At 66.6% G+C, this 18068-nt stretch carries 13 protein-coding genes and 1 pseudogene; 7 read left to right on the forward strand and 7 right to left on the reverse strand.

What is annotated here, in order from left to right; all coding sequences use genetic code 11:
- Positions 1 to 22: 22 nt before the first annotated feature.
- Positions 23 to 256, reverse strand: coding sequence for a hypothetical protein (locus OHS57_RS00175; protein ID WP_328580455.1), 234 nt, complete (start codon positions 254 to 256; stop codon positions 23 to 25).
- Between the two features lie 820 nt (positions 257 to 1076).
- Here OHS57_RS00175 and OHS57_RS00180 point away from each other — a divergent pair.
- Entirely contained in the window at positions 1077 to 1289 is a 213-nt protein-coding gene (locus OHS57_RS00180) for a hypothetical protein (RefSeq protein WP_328580456.1), read from the forward strand.
- A 66-nt stretch (positions 1290 to 1355) separates the two neighbouring features.
- On the opposite strand, the gene OHS57_RS00185 is transcribed toward OHS57_RS00180, so the two are convergent.
- Positions 1356 to 6440: a serine protease gene (locus OHS57_RS00185; protein WP_328580457.1), complete on the reverse strand. Its 5085-nt coding sequence runs from the start codon at positions 6438 to 6440 to the stop codon at positions 1356 to 1358.
- 46 nt (positions 6441 to 6486) lie between these two features.
- Complete coding sequence (locus tag OHS57_RS00190; protein WP_269246235.1) at positions 6487 to 6801, reverse strand: trypco2 family protein; 315 nt, start codon at positions 6799 to 6801, stop codon at positions 6487 to 6489.
- Between the two features lie 621 nt (positions 6802 to 7422).
- On the opposite strand from OHS57_RS00190, the gene OHS57_RS00195 reads away from it, so the two are divergent.
- Positions 7423 to 10191, forward strand: a complete 2769-nt coding sequence (locus OHS57_RS00195) for a serine/threonine-protein kinase (RefSeq protein WP_328580458.1) — start codon at positions 7423 to 7425, stop codon at positions 10189 to 10191.
- 147 nt (positions 10192 to 10338) lie between these two features.
- Here the strand turns inward: OHS57_RS00195 and OHS57_RS00200 are convergent, their stop codons facing one another.
- Entirely contained in the window at positions 10339 to 10782 is a 444-nt protein-coding gene (locus tag OHS57_RS00200) for a hypothetical protein (protein WP_328580459.1), read from the reverse strand.
- Between OHS57_RS00200 and OHS57_RS00205 the strand changes: the two genes are divergently transcribed.
- The 5 genes from OHS57_RS00205 (at position 10767) to OHS57_RS00225 (ending at position 15248) form a co-directional block, all read left to right on the forward strand.
- Entirely contained in the window at positions 10767 to 11024 is a 258-nt protein-coding gene (locus tag OHS57_RS00205; RefSeq protein ID WP_328580460.1) for a hypothetical protein, read from the forward strand. The two genes, OHS57_RS00200 and OHS57_RS00205, sit on opposite strands and share 16 nt — an antisense overlap.
- Positions 11025 to 11047: 23 nt before the next feature.
- Positions 11048 to 11419, forward strand: a complete 372-nt coding sequence (locus OHS57_RS00210; RefSeq protein WP_328580461.1) for a hypothetical protein — start codon at positions 11048 to 11050, stop codon at positions 11417 to 11419.
- A 558-nt stretch (positions 11420 to 11977) separates the two neighbouring features.
- The gene (locus tag OHS57_RS00215; RefSeq protein WP_328580462.1) at positions 11978 to 12616 is read left to right on the forward strand and encodes a hypothetical protein; all 639 of its coding nucleotides are present in this window, start codon (positions 11978 to 11980) and stop codon (positions 12614 to 12616) included.
- 130 nt (positions 12617 to 12746) lie between these two features.
- On the forward strand, positions 12747 to 13607 hold the full coding sequence (locus tag OHS57_RS00220; RefSeq protein ID WP_328580463.1) for a trypsin-like peptidase domain-containing protein: 861 nt from the start codon (positions 12747 to 12749) through the stop codon (positions 13605 to 13607).
- A 1104-nt stretch (positions 13608 to 14711) separates the two neighbouring features.
- Positions 14712 to 15248, forward strand: a complete 537-nt coding sequence (locus OHS57_RS00225; protein WP_328580464.1) for an RICIN domain-containing protein — start codon at positions 14712 to 14714, stop codon at positions 15246 to 15248.
- A 134-nt stretch (positions 15249 to 15382) separates the two neighbouring features.
- Here the strand turns inward: OHS57_RS00225 and OHS57_RS00230 are convergent, their stop codons facing one another.
- The 3 genes and pseudogenes from OHS57_RS00230 to OHS57_RS37720 form a co-directional block, all read right to left on the reverse strand.
- A complete protein-coding gene (locus tag OHS57_RS00230; RefSeq protein WP_328580465.1) occupies positions 15383 to 16084 on the reverse strand; it encodes a DUF6308 family protein in 702 nt (233 codons plus the stop codon).
- Between the two features lie 373 nt (positions 16085 to 16457).
- Positions 16458 to 17272: pseudogene (locus tag OHS57_RS00235) on the reverse strand (IS5 family transposase).
- A gap of 108 nt (positions 17273 to 17380) precedes the next feature.
- Positions 17381 to 17872 (reverse strand): DUF4265 domain-containing protein, encoded by a 492-nt coding sequence (locus OHS57_RS37720; RefSeq protein ID WP_443043037.1) that lies wholly within the window; start codon positions 17870 to 17872, stop codon positions 17381 to 17383.
- Positions 17873 to 18068: the final 196 nt, after the last annotated feature.

Genomic DNA, 18068 nt, shown 5'->3' on the forward strand with positions numbered 1-18068 from the left:
TCGCGAACCCCCACCCACGTGTTCATGCAGAGAGTCGTCCAACAACCACCCGGCTCAGCGTCGACATCGACGGCACCGAACCGTCCCCGCCCGCACCGGCCAGCAGCCGGCGCCGCAACTCCGAGACGTTTCCCCCCGCCTCGCCCAGCACCTCCCACACCTCGTCCGACACCGCGTACCCCTGCCGGCCCCCCGGCTCCACCCGCCCGGTCGCCTTCGCCTGCTCCAGCCAGCGCCACACCGTCCGCTCGGACACACCCACCGTCTCAGCAACCGCAACCACATGCCGAGTCGACAACTCCCCCGCCCGCTGCCGCTCCAGCAGACGCCGCACCACCAACCCCCTCGGCAACCCCACCCGCCCCGTGCCCAGAACCCGCTCGCCCATCCCCCCATCACACCCCCGGCCACCACTGCCACCGCATGAGAACCCTCGAACCTGAGACAGCATCACCCCCCATCAGATAACGCACCCCAGACAGCACCCCACCCCCAACCTCTCACTCACAAAGACAGTCACCACCAGTCCACGAAGAAGCCTCTGAACAGCAACAACAACCCCACAACCAACTGTCTCTCACCACCACTGCCCCAAACCCGAGAGATCGCAACCTACCGATGGCGCCTGCGCGGACGGCCGACCTACGACCAGGGACTCGTCCACTGGCCTCTCACCTACGCGGTCGAGCATGCGGACAACCCAGGCACCACACTGGTGATCACCACCAACCAGCCGCATCCGAGCAACTGGTTAGGAACCCCAAGCAGCCCAGTCCTGCCATCCCAGGTGGCTGCCGCCATCCGCACCGCTCTCACCCAGGGCTGGACGGCCGAAAGCCCCGGCTCACCCTTCCACCTCGACCAGTCAGCAGGGTTCGTCTCGTCCCACTGACGCACCCGCACTCAAGGACTCACCGACAGGCGATCGGTGAGTCCTTGTGCTTTCCGCTCCCCACATTCCCCAGTTGATTCACTTCGTGAACCAACTGGGACGAAGAGCGACACTGAGGAAATTTCGAGATCGGCATCACCGTGTCCCGCACAGCCCCAAGCACGCTTCAAGGAGCGACTGCCGCATGATCACCACTTCCCTGTACGAGATCGAGACCCACGAGGGTGACGACGGCACCATGCACCCCGCCGAACAGATCTGGATCCCCAGCACGCACGATGCGGCGGACAGCGGATTCGTCACTTATCGCGGTCTGCACATTGCCGGCATCGACGACCCGTCCGAAGACCGGCTCTACCCGGCCGCGTTCATCTTCCTTGGCAAGTCAGCGTGTTGAGTCGGTATGCCGGAGCTGAGTGGCAGGTGACCTTACGGCGGCTCCAGGGGGCCGCTGTCGCATTTTCTACACGAGTTCTCCGAGGACTCGCTGCGCGGCCTCGGAAAGGGCACGCGGCGCGACGCGCCCGACGGCCTTGAGTAGTGGCGTTACGCCGAACCTGGGTACCGGACGAAACCAAGTAGGGGCGGTCAGGGCTTCGGTGAGCAACAGCCGACGCTTGCTTTCCGACAGCCCGTCGCGGGTGGCTATGGAGGCCAGGGCCCCGGCGCGCTCTTCCGGTTTGGTGATGGTGCGGGCAAGAGTGACTGCTTGCTCGTGCCGTCCTGCCTGGGCTAGGGCGCGTGCGATGTCGCTCAGGGCCTCGGCCTGGTGCTCCTCGTTGAAGGAGGCGGCGAAGTCGACGGCCTCCTCGTATTTGGCCGCAGCGGTTAGAAAGCCAATGACCTGTCGCTGTCCCAACCACTTCTGGGAGTGCGTGTCAGACATAGTGGTGGTGATGTTTTTGGCCTCCTGGCAGCGGTCGGCACGGACCCAGACTTGAGCCAGAGCGGTAAGCACACGTTCACGGTCGTATGGCTCGACAACCGTAGACACCAGATCAGTGATCTGTTCTGCCAGGCCGATGGCCTCGCCATGCTGGCCCTGCAGCGCGAGGATGTCGGCGATCTCGGCCGTTACCCACAGGCGGTGGCCGACATCGGTGATCTTCCTAGTGAGGTCCGCGGCTTCCTGATGGCGTCCAATGTGAGACCACGCCATCGCCACTTGCCCAAGAACGTTGTCCCGTTCATCGGCGCTGGTGACGGCGCCGACCACCTCGAGGGCTTGCGCGCTGAACTCGGCCGCTTCGGGAAGCTGGCCCCGCTCAGCCACGGTACGGGCGAGGTAGGCGAAGATCCACGCCCTGAGGTCAGGAAAGGAGATAGTGTGCGCCAGGTCGACCGCCTTCTGGTACTGGTCTGACCGCGTCAGGGATACGGCCACCTTGGCCAGTGCAGCCTCCTGCTCGCCGGGGTCGGCGATGGACAGCGCGAGCTCGATTGCCTGCTGGTCCTTCTGTGCGTAGGTGAGAACTTCCGCGATTTCGATCAGCGAACGGTCCCGCTCTCGTGCGTCGGTGAAGGCACGCGCCCGGTCGACGGCCTGCAGGGCCACCTCGCTCGCTTCGGGAAGTCTGCCCTCCTCGGCCATGATATCCGCGATGATGATCATTGCCTCGACGATTTCCCGCTCGCCTGCGCCAGAATCGCGTACGAGGTGAAGGGCCTGCGTCTCGTGCCGGTCCCGGGCGAGCGCTTGCACCACCTGCTCCGCCCCCAGCTCGTTGAAGGAGCCTGGAACGATCTGGGCGATCCTGACTGCCAATCCGCTCATTCCGGCTTCGGCCAAGGCGCCGGCCAGGGCCATTAGCTCGCCGCTGCGTCGGTCCGTGTTCGTGATGCCCAGCGAGGCCGCTGCGGCGGCTTGGGCAAGGTCGGCGCCGAGCTGCGGCTTACCAGACTGGACTGTGACGTCCGCGATGGTGGCTAGGGCATCGGCCCGTTCCTTTTGGTCGGTGATGGTGAGGGCCAGGTCGGCAGCCTGTTGATGTTCACCTGCCTCTGCCATGGACTCCGCGATGGAGGCCTGTGCCCAGGCCTGTCTTGCCGGGTCCGTGATGCTACTGACCAACTCCAGAGCCGGTTCAAACGCTCCGCTGGCTGCCCAGGCGGCGGCGATGTGGGTGAGGGCATTGGCCTGCTCCTCTTGGTCGGTGATGGTGAGGGCCAGGTCGGCGGCCCGCCGGTGTTCACCTGCTTCCGCCACGAACTTGGCGATGGAGCCCTGAGCCTTGGCCTGCCGCACTGGGTCCGTGATCTTGCTGGCCAGCTCCAGCGCCAGCTCGAACTGCCCGGCAATGGCCAAAATGTCGATGATGCCCACGAATGCGCCGTCCCGCTCCTCGGGAGCGGCCATCGTCAACGTCAGATCGACTGCTAGGTGTTCTTGCCTTGCCGCGGCCAAGGCGTGCACGAGGTGCGTTTTCAGCAGAGTCGGATTCTCGACAGCCAGCTCAGCACTGGCCATGGCACGGGCCTGCTTGTACTGGCCAGCTTCGACCAGGTGCTCGACTGCTGAGGAAACGTCGGTTGCCTCGAGGCGACCGGTACTCTCCTGTACCGCGAGAGCCGCCTCCTTGGCCAGGGTGGCGGCCAGATCGTCCTGGCCTGTACAGGCGGCAGTACGGGCGGTCTCGGCGAGCATCCGCACCCGCTGCCCGAGAGGGCCTACATCACGGGCGGCCTCTGCTGCCTCAGTGGCGATCTGGGTTGCGAATTGATTTTCGCCCGAGTGGGCCAGACAGGCTCGGCCCTCGCCCATGTGAGCCAGATGATCAGCGAGATCGGCCAGGGCCGAGGCCCTGAGGAAGAGATCGGAAATGCGGCGGGCCATCTCAGCGGCGAGCGCGTAGTCGCTCGCGCGTGCCAGTCCGAGGGAAGCCTCGAGCAGTGCGGTATCCGCCCACTTCAAGTCACAGGTCGTGTCTGCCACGTCGGCGAGTCGGCCTGCGAGGTTGACTGCCTGCTGACACCAGCCCGCCTCGACCGAGCTCAGGAGCATGGCCGCCAGTATCGGCACCTGCTCCTCGGGGCCGGTAACGCTGGCCAGCAGGTTCAGGGCGTCCGGTTGACAACCTGCCTTGGTCAGGCTCCCCGCCACGTTGGCCAGCGCATCTGCACGTGTCGTGGGGATGCCTATGAGCTGTGCAGTGGCCGCCGCTTCCCGGTGCCTGCCTGCGGAAGCGAGTGCCTCCGTAACTCCGGTCAGGGCATGATCTTGCGACTCCCGGTCGGGGATGATGCCAGCGAGGTCGGTCGCTTCCCGGTAGCGCTCAATCATGGCCCAGGCCTGGGCGACGCCGCACAGTGCCCACGACCGCGCCTCAGGATCGGTGATGCCTTGCGCGAGAGCGATTGCACGGTCGTCATCGCCAATGCGGGCGAACAAGCGCGCCATGTGGGAGTGGAGATCGTCGCCCGGAACCTCCCTAGCTGCCTTTTCGGCTTCGACCAGCACGGGGTGCGCCGCACCTGCGTGACCGTGGGACATCAGGGTCTCCGCGAGTTCGGCCAGCTGCCTAGCTCTGGTCTTTGGATCAGGGTGGCTCTGCGCCAGCGCTACAGCCTTCTCCGTTGCCCCGAGCCTGGCCCACACATCCAGCAGTCCCGACGGCACCTCTGTGATCTTGTCGTGGAGGGTGTTCCGGCACATTGCCAGGCGTAGCGCGGCGGCCAGATCGGGGCCATCCGCCCCGACCGCCGTGGTCTGCTCATCCGACGCGAGCAGGAGGTCGAAGGCTGAGGAAATCTCCTCCAGTGCCGCCTGGTGTCCTCCGCTACGCTGCCACAGGCGCTCGTGCCGCCGAGGATCGGTAGCCAGCTCGACCAGCCGAGCCGTATCACCTTGTACGCGCAGCATCTGAGAGTAGCCGCGCAGCGCGTAATCCGGCGTGCGAAGTGGCCAGCCATCCTGGCGATGGCGGGCGACGAAAGCGTGGATGCGGTCTCGGGCAGCGTTGAGGGCATCCGGGGCCAGCAACTCAAGGGCGCTGGCGAGAAGCTGCTGGTGTGCGAAGGAGAAGAGGCCGTTGTCCAGGCCGGGCGTGGGGGCGACACGACGTTGGAACACCCGGCCGGCAATCCCTCCGAGTTCCAGCTCGACCTTGCGTGCTGACATCCCCGTGAGTTCGGCGAGGTCGGCAGCGCTCAGGCCTCCGCTGGCGGCCGCCGTCAATGCAACCAGTTCCTCGCCGAGCCCCCCGCCAGCCAGCAGTGCGTCGAGGCTTCGCTCCGCCTCCTCTTGGACAGCCTGGGCCACTGACGACTTTTCCAGCCAGTGGTCGATCGCGTGGCTCCGCAGTGGATGGCCCGCCGAGACGTCACCTGGTACCGGGGGGTTGGGCCGTCCCGCCACGAGAACCCTTAGCTCGGAGGGCACCTGTCGGGGCAGCAAGGCCGCAATACTGTGGCCGGATACAGCGCTGACGACCCCGGTGTCCTCGTCCAGTCCGTCGACAAGCAGAACCAAACAGTGGCCGTTCTCCTCGGCATGCTTGGCCGCCCGCCGCAACCCGACCAGGAACTGTCCCTGGGTCCTGCACTCAAGCTCGCGGTCGTGCAGGTATTCACGCAGTTGCCGCTCCATGGCGGAGAGGAAGGCAGTGCGGTCGGAATTTCCGCCGTGGCGATGGGTGATGAAGAAGGCGAGCACGCTCACACCCGGTGGTGGCTGCAGCGCGAATTGGGCCATCAGCGCCGTCTTGCCCGACCACGGCTCGGCCAGCCACCGCCAGTAGGCACTTTCACCCTTTGGCGACTCAAGGGGCTCGGCGCAGAATGCAGCCATCGCGGCCAGCTCCTGCGCACGGCCCTCGAAGCGCTCTGCGGCGAGTTCACGAACCTCCAGAAGGTATCCGGAGCTCGGTACCGCAGGCTGTCCCCCTACCCCCACAAGAGCGGGCGCCACGCCCCCGTGACAATTCAGCAGTTCGACGAAGGCAGAGTCTGTGGCGAACTTGCGGACTGGCAGCGCGTGCAGGCGGCGGTTCTCGTGCTCCTCGTCGTCCTGCAGAACGACGCCCACGAGGTGGCCCTGACAGAAGACCGCTGCCCCGGAGACCCCGCTCCACGCTTGCCGCTGGTCCGTCCTCAGACGTGGGGCGGCATCCTGGTCAAGGGTGTGCAGGTCATGCCTGCCTTCGCCCCCAGCCAGGGGGGAGAGCATGCCACGCAGGTGCTCGACCCGGCGGTGCCCGTCTGTGGCCCTAGTCTGAAGCGGGTACCCCAGACCCGCATACGGGAGGGCGTCGCTGCCCACCGGTCGGCCCCAGCGCACCGTTCCCGGGATATGCACGGGCGCGTCCAAGCGCAGCAGGGCTACATCCAGGCCGTCGGAGCCGGTCCAGCAGACGGAGGCTTTCCGGCGGTACACGCTCCCGGACTGCGGGTGACCCACCCGAACGGTGATCCTGGGCCAGACCTCGCCGGCTTCGTCGACGAGGACATGGCGGGCGGTCAGCACCAGCTGCGGAGCGACGAGATAGCCAGATCCAGCCTTACGGCGGCCCCTGCCATCGCAGCGGACATCAGCCAACCTGCGCTCGTCCACGGAGTTGCCTCAGCCCATCCCCTGGTCAGCCTTCCGCCTGCCCGAATTAGTCCTCGTCCCAGGAGCCGGCTTCCTCGACCCCGACGTCGACCTGCCCATCTCCGGTGGCGCGGTCCTTGACTTTCAGTTTGAGGGTCAGCTTGTGAGCGCGCGTCGATCCCACCGAGCCGCTTGCGTCCACAGTGGCCACGCCAAACGTCAGCTTCCCCCCACCACGGCCCTCATTGCGCAGCTCCAACAAGAGCTCAAGCTGCGCCTCCTCGATCTCGAAGGCGAGCTGCTGCCCCGCTCCCGCGCTCTGGGCCAGGTACAGCTCCTGCCTTAGCTCCTCGATCGCTACAGCCAGCCCGATATCCGCCACCGTATGCCCGCGCCCCTTGTCCAGCGAGGCCGTCTGCGCGACCCCGGACCGATCCCGACGGCTGATGGTCTCAGCCGATCCGGCTAGTCTGCCCAAAAGGCCTACGGCGAGCCAATAGCACCCTCGTCGCGGTCAGTTGGTGGGAGGGGAGTGAAGCGCTCAGTCACAGCTGATCGTCAAACATGCGTTTCGGCCGAAGGGGGACGACGTTCGGCGTCGGCAACTTCGTGGCCACGTCAGGCTGCACGTGGCAGCAGTTGCCCACTGCTTCGTTCGGTCCGTCGGGGGCGACGGGCTGGAATGTTGCTGTCGGTGGGGCGCTCGCACATGGCCAGGTCGCGTTTCTAGCGGCAGAGCAGCAGGGCGTGGGGGTTGTCGTAGAGGAGAACGAGGAACTCGCCCGCCTGCGGGAGGACGTGCTCGCGCTTGTCCGCGCCCTCACCGCCCGGCACCGGCGCCAGGGGAGCGGGATCCTGAGGGCGAGCGGGGACCGGAGCGGTCTGCGGCATCGTCCCGGGCGGCTGGATGATCCCGGTGATCGCGCACGTCGCACCCTGCCGTGCGGGACAATGTCCGCGGCGGGCACGGAGCCCGGGGCCGGCACGATGCACGGGCGGGGCGATGGAGGACGTACGGGAGCTGCTGGCCGAGTACGGCCAGGTCCACAGCGACGAACTGCTGGAGCACGACCGCCACCGGCTCCTGGTCGAGGTGGTGGCGGCGCTGATCCGGCGCACCGACCCCGAGGCGACGCTCGCCCACCGGTCGCCCGACGAGCTGGCCGTGTTCTTCGAACTCGCCGGACGCGACTACGCGATCACCGTGTCGGCCGCGGCCGGCGGCGCCGCGGCCGAGTCGGCCCGCGCCGCGGTCCGCGCCCGCGAACGAGACCTCGGGCCGGGTGTGCGATGGATCCTGCTCTGCGCGAGGGCCGCGAGCCAGGACATGGACGACGCCGTGAGCAGCGCCCTGCCGGCGCAGAGCGTTCTCCTGGACCGTGACCATCTCGAGGCCGCCGTGTGCGACCTCGCCTCCCTCGCGTCCCTGATCCGCGCGGCCTTCCGACCGCCGCGGCCGCCGTACACCCTGCTGCACGAGCTTCTGCTCGAACAGCCTCCGGAACAGGCCCCGGAGCTGGCGCTGGCGGCCCGCCCGGCCGGGACGGCGACCGTGCCGTCCCGGCCGGCGGCGGGCATCGACGTCGGTGTCGTCATGGCGGGCGAGTCCTGGCCGCTACGGCCGACCGGGATGGCCTGGGCGTCCGCCGACAGTGCGCTGATCACCACCGAAGCCGGTCTGGCCGAAGTGGACATGCAGCGGGGAGGAACCAGGTGGCGGCTGCCGCTTCCCGGCGTCCACGGCGATGCGGCGGTGCTGCCCGACGGCACGGTGTGGGTGCTGTGCGGACCGGCGGTAGTGAGGTGGCGCGAGGGCGTACTGCAGGCGGCCGGCGGCGGTTTCGAGGCCAACGCCAACCTGCTGCTCGGCCCCGACGCGAGCGTGTGGGTCCTGTCCGGATCCGGCGCGGCCCTCGGCGCCGGCACCGGCTCAACCCTCGCGCTCACGAGGCTCGCCGAGCAGGTGGGCGACCAGCAGCGGTTCTCCCTCGACTTCGACGCGGCGGTCCGCTCGGCCGCCTGGCTCGGCGAGCGGCGCTTCCTCCTCGCCGCCGGCGGACACAGCGCCGTCGTCGACATCGCCGTCAGCACCAGCGCCCGGGGGCGCGAGGACTGGATGCTGACTCCGGTGTCCTACCCGGGACATCTGGCCCATAGCGGCGGCGACACCGTCCTGGTGGCCGGACGCTCCGGCTCGGGGGTCGGTGTGGAAGTGCACGCCCTCGACGCGGCCGGCCGCACCAGCAACGCGGTCGCCGAGGTGCAGCTCGGCGACGTACTCGGGCTCCTCCAGAGCCCGGCGGGCGGACCTGCGTACCTGCTGGGGTCCCTGCCGACCAACGACGTCAACGCCGTCCACCCCGTCCTCATGAAGATCACCGGCCACCACCCCGCCGACGCACCCACGCCCGACGATCTTGCGCCACCACCGGCCGCCGATCCGTACGACGCGGTGCGCCGCCAGGCCCGCGGGGTGAAAAAGGACTACGCGCTTCAGAAGTTCCCCCTGCCCGACGGCAAGGGCGGCATGGGCATCGTCCACGAGGCCGTGCACAAGGAGACGGGAACCGTCGTCGCGTTCAAGAAGCCGCGCTCGCTGCGCGAGAACCTGACCGCGAGGATGCTGCGCGAGATCGAGGTGGCGCAGAAGCTCGGCGCCAACCGCCACGTGATGCCGGTCCTCGACTCCAGCCCCCGGGCCGAGTGGTTCGTCATGCCGATGGCCCAGAACACCGCCGAAGGCCTCCAGCCCGAGCTGCAGCGCGACGACGCGCAGCTGCGGGCCCTGGTCGACGCGGTCGCCTCCGCACTGGCCGACGCCCACCGCCTGGACTACCTGCACCGCGACATCAAACCCGCCAACATCCTCCTCCTCGACGGCCGTTGGGTTCTCGGCGACTGGGGCATCGTGCGCCGTCCCCGCGGGCAGACGACCAACCCCAAGCGCACCGGCACCACGATCGGGACCGCCGAGTTCGGCGCCCCCGAACTGTCCGTCGATCCGCACAACGCCACCCCGGCCAGCGACATCTACAGCCTGGGCAAGGTCATCGGATGGCTGCTCACCGGCCTCCCCCCGGAGGTGAATGTCCCACTGCTGCCGGCCGGGCCCTGGCGCGGCGTCGTACGGCGCTGCACCTACCGCGATCCGCTCCAGCGCCCGCAGACGATCGCCAACTTCCTCGACCTGGTCGAGCAGGAGACCGCACCGCAGATCGACCTGCCCGTCGCGCGGGCCCACCAGGTCCTGGCGGCCGCCCAGGAGGGAGACACCGACGCCGCCCGCCGGCTGCTGGCCCTGGCCGCCGACCACGGAGACGACTACGAGCTCTACCTGGACGTCCTGCCCGGCCTCGACATGGACACGGCCGCGCCGCTCCTGCTGGACCACCCCGAGCAGGCCCGCACCCTGGTGGAGGCAATGACCGGTCACGTCCGGGGCGACGGCACCGGCTGGCCCCACTGGAACGAGTCCAAGCGGGCCATCGCCTGGCTGCGCGGCGTCGCCCGCCACGCGGCCGAGGAGGAGCAGTGGGACCTCCTGGAGGAGGCCGCCCGCGGCATGTGCACCTGGGACGAGGCGTCCAACGAGTTCGACCAGCAGATCGCGACGCGGGACTGGCTGCGCCGCCTGCACGGCCAGGCCGCGCGGATCCTCGCCGGCGTACTGCGCGAGCATCCCGGCAGCGCCCGCTACTACTACGAACTCGCGAGCGAACGTGCCGTTGACATGGCCATCCGCAACGCCGTCAACCCGGCGGCCGGCACCTGACCGCCAAGGCACCCCACGCCGCACCGCCGGCCCCGTTCGAGGGATCCGCCTGGCCGACGGCAACGGGCGCCGCCGTGCGCACGCCTCGGGAGACCGGGCCTCTCGGACGCCGCCGGCTCGCCGATGCCTCGAAACAGGCTGGCGCGGCTACGCCTTCATCCGGGCCAACTCCCGGACGGCCTCCAGGGACGCGGCACTGAGCCGAGCGGCTTCGGCCTCACCCAGGACTCCCCGAGCGAAGCGCAAAGTGGCCTGCCGCGGAAGAACACGCGTGTTGAACGCGCTCCTGGCCTGCAGCAGCGAGTTGCCGAAGTCGCGTGCGTGAGCGCGAAGATCCGACGGGTCGCCCGAGTGGGCAGCCGCCACCAGGTCCAGGGCACGCTCGGAGACCTCCCGCTGCTCCTTGCAGACGGTGCGTACCGCGTCGACGCAGAAGTACAGGATCACCGGCACGAGCGGAAAGAGGCCGTATGCGGCGAAGTCGGCGGTCATCACCTCGTCCCAGCCCATGTCCAACCACCACATCAGCAGGGGCGAGACGGCGGCGACGAGCAGCGGCCAACTGGGACGTGTCGGTGGACTCCACGTCAAGTTATGCGCAATTGGGGCTGCTGGAGGAGAAACGGTCGGCCCCTGAGCAGGCGCTGACGTGGGTGATCAGGTGTGTTTCTCTCTTTGATGAAGTCCCGCACCCGAGCACGGGACCGGGCCACCGTCAGCTGCGTCGCCTTACCGCACAGCTGGGTGTGCAGATCCTCGAAGACGCCTGGCATCACGCCACCGGCAACCGCCTGCCCGACGCCGTACGCGAGTACGCCCTCACCACCGACTGACTGGACCAACGGAGGCCACTCACATGGACGACGCGATCGAGCAGAGTGCCCGGGCCACGGCCCAGCGCATGACCTCACCGGTGCACGCCTCACTGGTCGAGGACGTGGAAGCCACTTTGGCAACGCGCGACACGCCTCAAGGACCGGGTCAATACACAGATCCCACAGCACTTGCCGGCCTCATCGTCAGCATCGCCACCCTGGCCTGGACGATGTACAACGACATTCGCGGCCGAGGTGCCGCCAACCCCTCCACCGACACCATCACCCGCCGCGTCCGGCTTCAAATCAACGAACACGAGAGCGCTGCAACCCAGCTCAGCGCTGCCGAACGCGACCGGACAATCGACATCACCGTCGAGGAAACCCTCAACGCCGCCCAGAATCACCCATAAGTCTGGGACTCGTACCGAGGGTCTGACACGATGCTGACGCGAGGCCATCGAGCCACCGAGGTGGCATTGCGTACACGGAAGTTGGCCGGCGCCGCGTACTCCCCCTCCTCGCAGTGCGGCGAGCCCGTACCTGCGTGCGCAAAGGTGCTCGGTATAGCCGTTGGGCGAAATTGGGCGCAGACTCCTCCTCGCCTTGCAGGAGCGAGGGTCGGTCGATCACGCCTATCGCGCAGGAACATGCCCGGGAGCCGACTGCCCCTGCATGTGTCACAACCCGTCGCCGTCCTAGAAGTGGTAAGAGCCCTTGTTCATGACGGCGCGTCAGTGCGGATGGTCATCCCGAAGTGGACCACTGGGGCTGCCTCGTTGAAGGTTCGGTCTGGTGAGCTGCTGCCAAGCAGACAGTGCCCGTGGAATCAGCGCGCCGCGGGACAGGGGCACTGCGGCTATGCCGGGGCTGGTCTGCGTAGTGGTGTAGGTGGATCTGGAGACGGCAGGCCAGGTTTTCGGGAGTCATCGAGCGCCTCCCACAGGTGGGATAGCGGCAGACTGAGGGACATGGATTGGCTCTCACCCGTCACGGGACTTGTTGGTGTGGTCATCGGTGGCGGCATCGGGCTTCGCGGCTCGAAGGCCGTAGCCGATCGACAGCTCGCTGACGCTCAGCAGGCCCGCGAGGACGCTGAGCGCATCGCTGTCGTGGCTGTTCTGGCGAAGGCATTGGGCATGCTTCTGGAGAAGGCCGATCAGATCCCGAAGGATCAGTTCAGGTTCAGTGAGGGGCATGAGGAGGACTTCGAGCAACAGCTTGCGGCAGACCATGCGTGGGAGTTGCAGTGGCAGCCACTTCTGCGTCCAGCGCGTATGGCGGCGCTGGAGGTCCGTGATCAAGCTTTGCGCGGCCTCCTCCTGGAAGGACTCAACTATGTGCAGAGCCTAGACATGATGGAGTATGCGTTTTTTCGCAAGAGTCGCACCTGGGTGCTGACAGAGGCCGTGACCCACATGATCGAGTGCGCCTACGCCTGGCGTCTCAGAGAAGACTTGCCTCCGGCGAGTCCTGCCTTCAGTCGCGTCCAGGACTCGTACCAGCAAAAGACCGAGGAATGGGAGTACACGATGCAGGCCCAGGATGAGGAGCGGGAGCGTCGGCGCCGCGCGACCTCGGACGAGGGCAGCGTCTCGGGCGCAGGCTAGTCGCGGCAGGTGCGGTCTGACGTCACGATCGCGATGGAACGATTCCTTAGGATCGTTTCTGAAGCATGGCGAAGTCGTTCGAGGCCCCGCGACTCTATCTTCGTCGTGCCATGCGATACCACGATGAGGCATGCCACTTATCGATGCGACGTTTTTGTATGCAGCAGTCCAACTGCGCCCTGTCTTCTACAGCAAGGCTAGCGGCCATCTGGTGTCCTCCGAGAACCGAGCAAGCGGCTTCATCGTCAGCGCCTGGGGGACGGATGAAGCGGAGACATGGGGCCGGAAGAGCGAGACTGGTCAAGACAGGTACTTGGTGACGAACCGACACGTCCTGGACCCGAATTTCCGGCAACCGCGTGGTTGGGCGCTCGGCGGCTTAACGATTCGTGGGCACCATCAGCCCACCGATCCAGAGCAGCTCCCTACCCCGCAAGAGGTAACGCTCAAGCAGCCTGACGTCATGTTCCCGTCCGGTCCTGTCGACCTTGCCTTTGTACGTCTAGATTCGACAAGAGAGGCGGCATCAGCGAAGTTCAACGCTCTTGAACCCTCAGCTCTAGCAGGTAAGGAGCATTTCGAGAGCGGGAGGATCACTGTTGGAACCCCCGTGCTCGCATCTGGCTATCCCGGCATCGGTGGTGTCAGCGCGGACCGTCCCATTCTGGTGGGCGGCGTCGTCGCAAGCGATCCGCGCTATCCCGCAGCGATCGGGGAACTCTGCAAGCCCGGCGAGGTGCTATGTCATTCTTTCAGCTGGAGTGGAATGTCCGGTGCGCCTGTGCTCTGCCGTATTCCCCACCCCACTGTGGATTGGGAGTCGTTGGAGACCAACAGCTTCGACCAGGCGTTCCTCGCCGGTGTCAACGTCGGTCACGTGGACATCAACGGAGACACGACGGCTGCGGGCACTTTGACGCGATTCATCCGCTCCGACATCGTAGTCGATCTCCTTCGTGGAGCAGGAGCCAAGGGCGTGTGGCGGACCTAACGCGAGTGCACAGGCATACACAGTTCAGCCCGCTTACTCAGCGACATTTCTAAGGGCCAAGATCCTCGGCATTTGGCAATGCGATACGGGCAGCTCCAATGCCATCAGCCCAGACCAGGATGGCGGATGGCGCGGGCAGCCAGCGGTGGCGTGCCACAGTTGCCCGAAACAGGGCATGTGGGGAACGCTCGCCTCGAAAAAGCCCCGATTTGTGGATCAAGCACCTCCCGCAGACCGGGGCTCTTCTCCACGCGCACGGTCCAACTTGGGCTCAAAGTCGCACCGAGACGTCGAGGTACGGAGTGTCGGTAACAGGTCGGTCATGAGCTGCGTGCGCGGGAGACGGGGGGTGGGCGGGTGGGTACGGTCGGTACGCCATGTGCGTGGTCTGCGAGGGGATTTGGGATGACGGGTGTGGAGATCGCTGTCGCGACCTCGTCGCACAGCGCTCCCAGGCCCTGTCCATGCTCCCCAGCCGCGAAAAAACTGACGCCCTCCTCCGCCGGCGGTTTCCTCGCTCGTCGCCCCCGGGGCCGCCACGCGATTTGTGTACGAACCCGACTCCCGAGGGCCCCCATCACCGTTTTGATGGCCCTGCAACGGTGCGCCCGGCTGTATGAGTTGGCCTGCCTCTCTCCCCCTGTCCTCCCCGTGTGGGCAGGAGGTGAGCCAGCACAGGAGGCTGGCCACACTGCTGCAACCGGCCGGCATTCCCCCCCCTGGACGGGAAGAAAAGGCCCGCGCCTGCCCCCCTGCCTCTCCTTGAACGCACGTCGTCCCTGGCATGGGAGCCGTGCCCGACGACTTCGAACTCCCTGACCGCGGCCTGTACCTAGTCATCAGCTGCCCTCTTTGAGGGGCCGCTCCGCCCCCGGGAGCTCGGGCTGCCCGGGGCGGTAGTCGGCGGGAGAGGGCCGGCCGATCCGGGAACGGACCGCCTCTTCACCCGTGTGACCTGGGCTTTTCGGCTGAGACTGAATACCTCACCGAATTGTCCCAACTCAGGCATCATCAGTGGCGGAGTGCCGCCCGGGAAGCGGGTGACACGGGCCAGGCACTGGAGGAACTATGCGGTTCTTACACAGCAGAACAGCGTCGACGGCGTTGGCGTTCGCGCTGACCGTCGGTTTGGCCGCCGTGGCCTCCGGCTCCGCCTCCGCCGATCCGAACGGCTCAGTGACCCCGGGCCGTTCACAAGCCGAGCGCACTGCCGGCAACATCCCGCGCCCCTTGGCCTTGCCCGGGATCAGAAACGCCAACAGCGGCAAATGCCTGCTCGTCCGAGGGACCGCCGACAACGCACCTGTAGTGCAGATCAGCTGCGATTCGCAGTACCGCGACCAGTTGTGGCAGATCGAACCCATCGACGGCGAGGGCCGGGTCCGCATCCGCAACCTGAACAGCAACAAATGCCTCCTGGTCAGAGGAATCGCCGAAGGCGCCCAAGCGGTTCAGACCACGTGCGCGAACTACATCGACCAGTACTGGATCCTCACTGCCGACAGCCTCCCCGGCACCACACAGATAGCGAACGCCAACAGCTACAAGTGCCTGGTTGCACGAGGAACGGCAGACAACGCCCCTGTGGTGCAGACCGCATGTGGGCAATACCGTGACCAATTCTGGTTCGTAGCAGGCTAGGCACTCCGACTAACTATCGAGACGCATGGAGCAGTTGACCTCGTCGGCGACCCGGGGTGGGAAGAGCGAGCGTTCAGCGCTTCGCGCTCTGCTCGACATGTCGGTCGCTCCGCTTAGCGGCCAACAAGCCACCCCTATCGGTCCGGGCAGCGGTGGCCCGGGGCGGGGTGGGCCATCCATACCGCAACGTCGGCGACCCGTAGCGCGCTGACCGTCTCGGGCAGGCCCGCCCTCTGACGCACGCCAAGGAGCCGATGGTGCAGGTCCGCATCATCCTCCCGCAGGGCGGTGCGCAGGTCATTCCAGAACGACGGCGGGTGGCCGAGCGCGCAGCGCACGACCCGGTCATAGACCGGCAGCAACCGCGGCCGCTTACGGGCCAAGAGCTTCCCGGCGATCACCCACCCAACTTTGTACTGGTCCTCCAACAGGCACCAGGCCCGGTATGCCGGCGAGTCATCTGCGACGACCGAGGCATCGGCGTCTGCCAGATCGATGTCGGAAGGGATGTCTCGCAGCAGTTCGGACAGTTGAGCGCCCAGCGGGCCTTCCAGCAGGTCGAGGGCGACGGGCGCGGGGACGGTCACCGACAGGGTCTGCACCGCCACCAGGTCCTCTGCGGTGAACCGGTCCGCGACCTGCCGACGGTCACCCCCGCCCGCCAAGTGCTCGAACCGGCCGCCCGTGAACGCGCCGGCACCCGGGGGCAGGCCGATCCCGAAGTATCGGCGCAGGTCGTCCACCACCCGCTCCGCATCCAGAACGATGCGCAGGCGCCGCCCCACCGCGGACGGCTGCCCCCCAGAGGAACCGAGCGCCGCTGCTTGCTCGTTCATCTCAGATACCTGTGCCCTCTCATCTGTGGCAGTCGTAGCAGGAGGCGTCAGCTGGGCGGCTCATACCTCGCTGCCCAAGGTCAAGAATGACGCTGGTCCCCCACCTGCTCCAAGGCAGCCTCGTAGGCGTGCAGGGCAGTGATGGCTGTGGTGCGTTCCGCAGGGTCGAGACCCCGCATGACGCGTTCCCCAGGCAGAGGCGCTGCCAGAAGGCCATTCGCCGATCGGTGCGACGTAGGCGGGGGCGATGGCAATGATGCGGCGGCTGTCGCCGGGAATGGCGGTGCGCTGCAGTACGCCCAGCCGTGACAGGCGCCAGGAAGCGGCCGCGAGGACAAGGAAGCCGCTCTTCTTTGCTGCCTAAGACCGTGTCCTACATGGTGAGGTTGCGGAAGCGTTTATAGCAGCAGACGGCTGCTGCGAGCCCGAGAAAGGCCAGGTAGTTGCGGGGGTGGCGTTCGTATCGGTGGTTGAGTCTGCGGTAACCGGTGAGCCAGGACATGGTGCGTTCGATGACCCACCTTCGGCGGCCTAATCGTTCGCTTGACTCGATGCCTTTGCGGGCGATGCGGACGCCGATGCGTTTGCCCCACAACCATTTTCGCAGGTGAGGTACGTCGTACGCCTTGTCCGCGTGCAGACGTTATGGCTTGGAATCGCTCGCGCGGGATTCGTGTCCCATGTGGAAATGGGACACCATCGGCTTCAGCGCGAGGCTGTCGTGGGTGTTGGCCGCGGAGAGGCCGACGCGTAGAGGCAGTCCGTTCGCGTCGGACAGGACATGCATCTTGGAACCTGGCTTACCCCGGTCCACGGGGCTCGGACCTGTAAGTTCGCCCCCTTTTTGGCGCGAACGTGGGCGGAGTCCAGAACCGCCCGGGACAGATCGACCAGGTCCCGCTCGTCCAGGAGTTGGAGAATATGGCGGTGCAACCGGCCCCAGACTCCCGCCCGGGACCAGATGACGAACCGACGATGCACCGTCGACTTCGACGCCCCGAAACACGGCGGCAGCGCCCGCCAGGCACACCCGCTGACCAACACGTAGACGATCGCAGCGAAGACCGCCTCGTCATCGATGTTCGCGACCCCGCCGCCCTGCGGACGCACCCGCGCAGCCGGCAACAACGGCCTGGCTATCTCCCACAACCCGTCCGGAACAATCCATCCCCACCGTCCACCCCCCATACCCAACCCAACGACCGAACAGCCATGCAGGACACGGTCTAAAGCCCCACCACTCACCAACCGGTGGGGCTTCATATTTTCCGTCGCGATCAAATAGAGCGGGTGCAGTTACCGTGGCTTCGAGTCCGCCCACACATCACCGATGCAGGATTCCTCATAATCCCACCAATCGGCCTCAGAGCCTCGAATTAGAAGCCCTTTAACACCGGGAATATCGGCCGACGGCGGCACACTTAGAGCAATCATTCCGAATTGCTCAATCCCCTCAGCGCGAACACCCAGCGGCAAGAAGATATCGATAACCCCCTGCGGACCCCCGGAAAACCTACCCGACTCGTAGGGAATGATTCGCACCGTACAGTTACCCGCCCAGGAAACCTTCCCCACCGCCTCCAAATCCCCCCCGTCGACCCTCGTGTGCGTCCTCACGATGTCGTTTAGCGAGAGGTCGCGCACGAACCACGGCACGTTATCAATTCGAACTAGGTCGACGCCCACCGGCACGGCCCACAGCCTCTCACTAGCTACAGGGGGCCACCCATCGTTCTGTTCGAGCTGGAAAACAACTTGGACCCGATCATTCGCTTCACCCTCAGACATTGTCACTTGGCCAGTATGCACCAAGTACAAGCCCCAGGTGGTGCGGGTGACGGCGGGTCAAGCAACCGCCACCCACACTCCAACCCCCACAGTCAGCATCAGCCACCAGCTCACGCAGCTCACGAAGCTCAACGGGACAGGAAGACGGACGCGCCATGACTTGATCCCCTAAAAGGATCTAGCCTATACAGAACGA

The sequence above is a fragment of the Streptomyces sp. NBC_00370 genome (genome assembly GCF_036084755.1).
Lineage (GTDB): Bacteria > Actinomycetota > Actinomycetes > Streptomycetales > Streptomycetaceae > Streptomyces.

Excerpts from the sequence above, each read along its gene's own strand:
- OHS57_RS00220 (WP_328580463.1), top strand. The coding sequence starts at position 12,747 with ATGCCACTTATCGATGCGACGTTTTTGTATGCAGCAGTCCAACTGCGC.
- OHS57_RS00195 (WP_328580458.1), top strand. The coding sequence starts at position 7,423 with ATGGAGGACGTACGGGAGCTGCTGGCCGAGTACGGCCAGGTCCACAGC.
- OHS57_RS00210 (WP_328580461.1), top strand. The coding sequence starts at position 11,048 with ATGGACGACGCGATCGAGCAGAGTGCCCGGGCCACGGCCCAGCGCATG.
- OHS57_RS37720 (WP_443043037.1), bottom strand. The coding sequence starts at position 17,872 with ATGTCTGAGGGTGAAGCGAATGATCGGGTCCAAGTTGTTTTCCAGCTC.
- OHS57_RS00180 (WP_328580456.1), top strand. The coding sequence starts at position 1,077 with ATGATCACCACTTCCCTGTACGAGATCGAGACCCACGAGGGTGACGAC.
- OHS57_RS00230 (WP_328580465.1), bottom strand. The coding sequence starts at position 16,084 with ATGAACGAGCAAGCAGCGGCGCTCGGTTCCTCTGGGGGGCAGCCGTCC.
- OHS57_RS00215 (WP_328580462.1), top strand. The coding sequence starts at position 11,978 with ATGGATTGGCTCTCACCCGTCACGGGACTTGTTGGTGTGGTCATCGGT.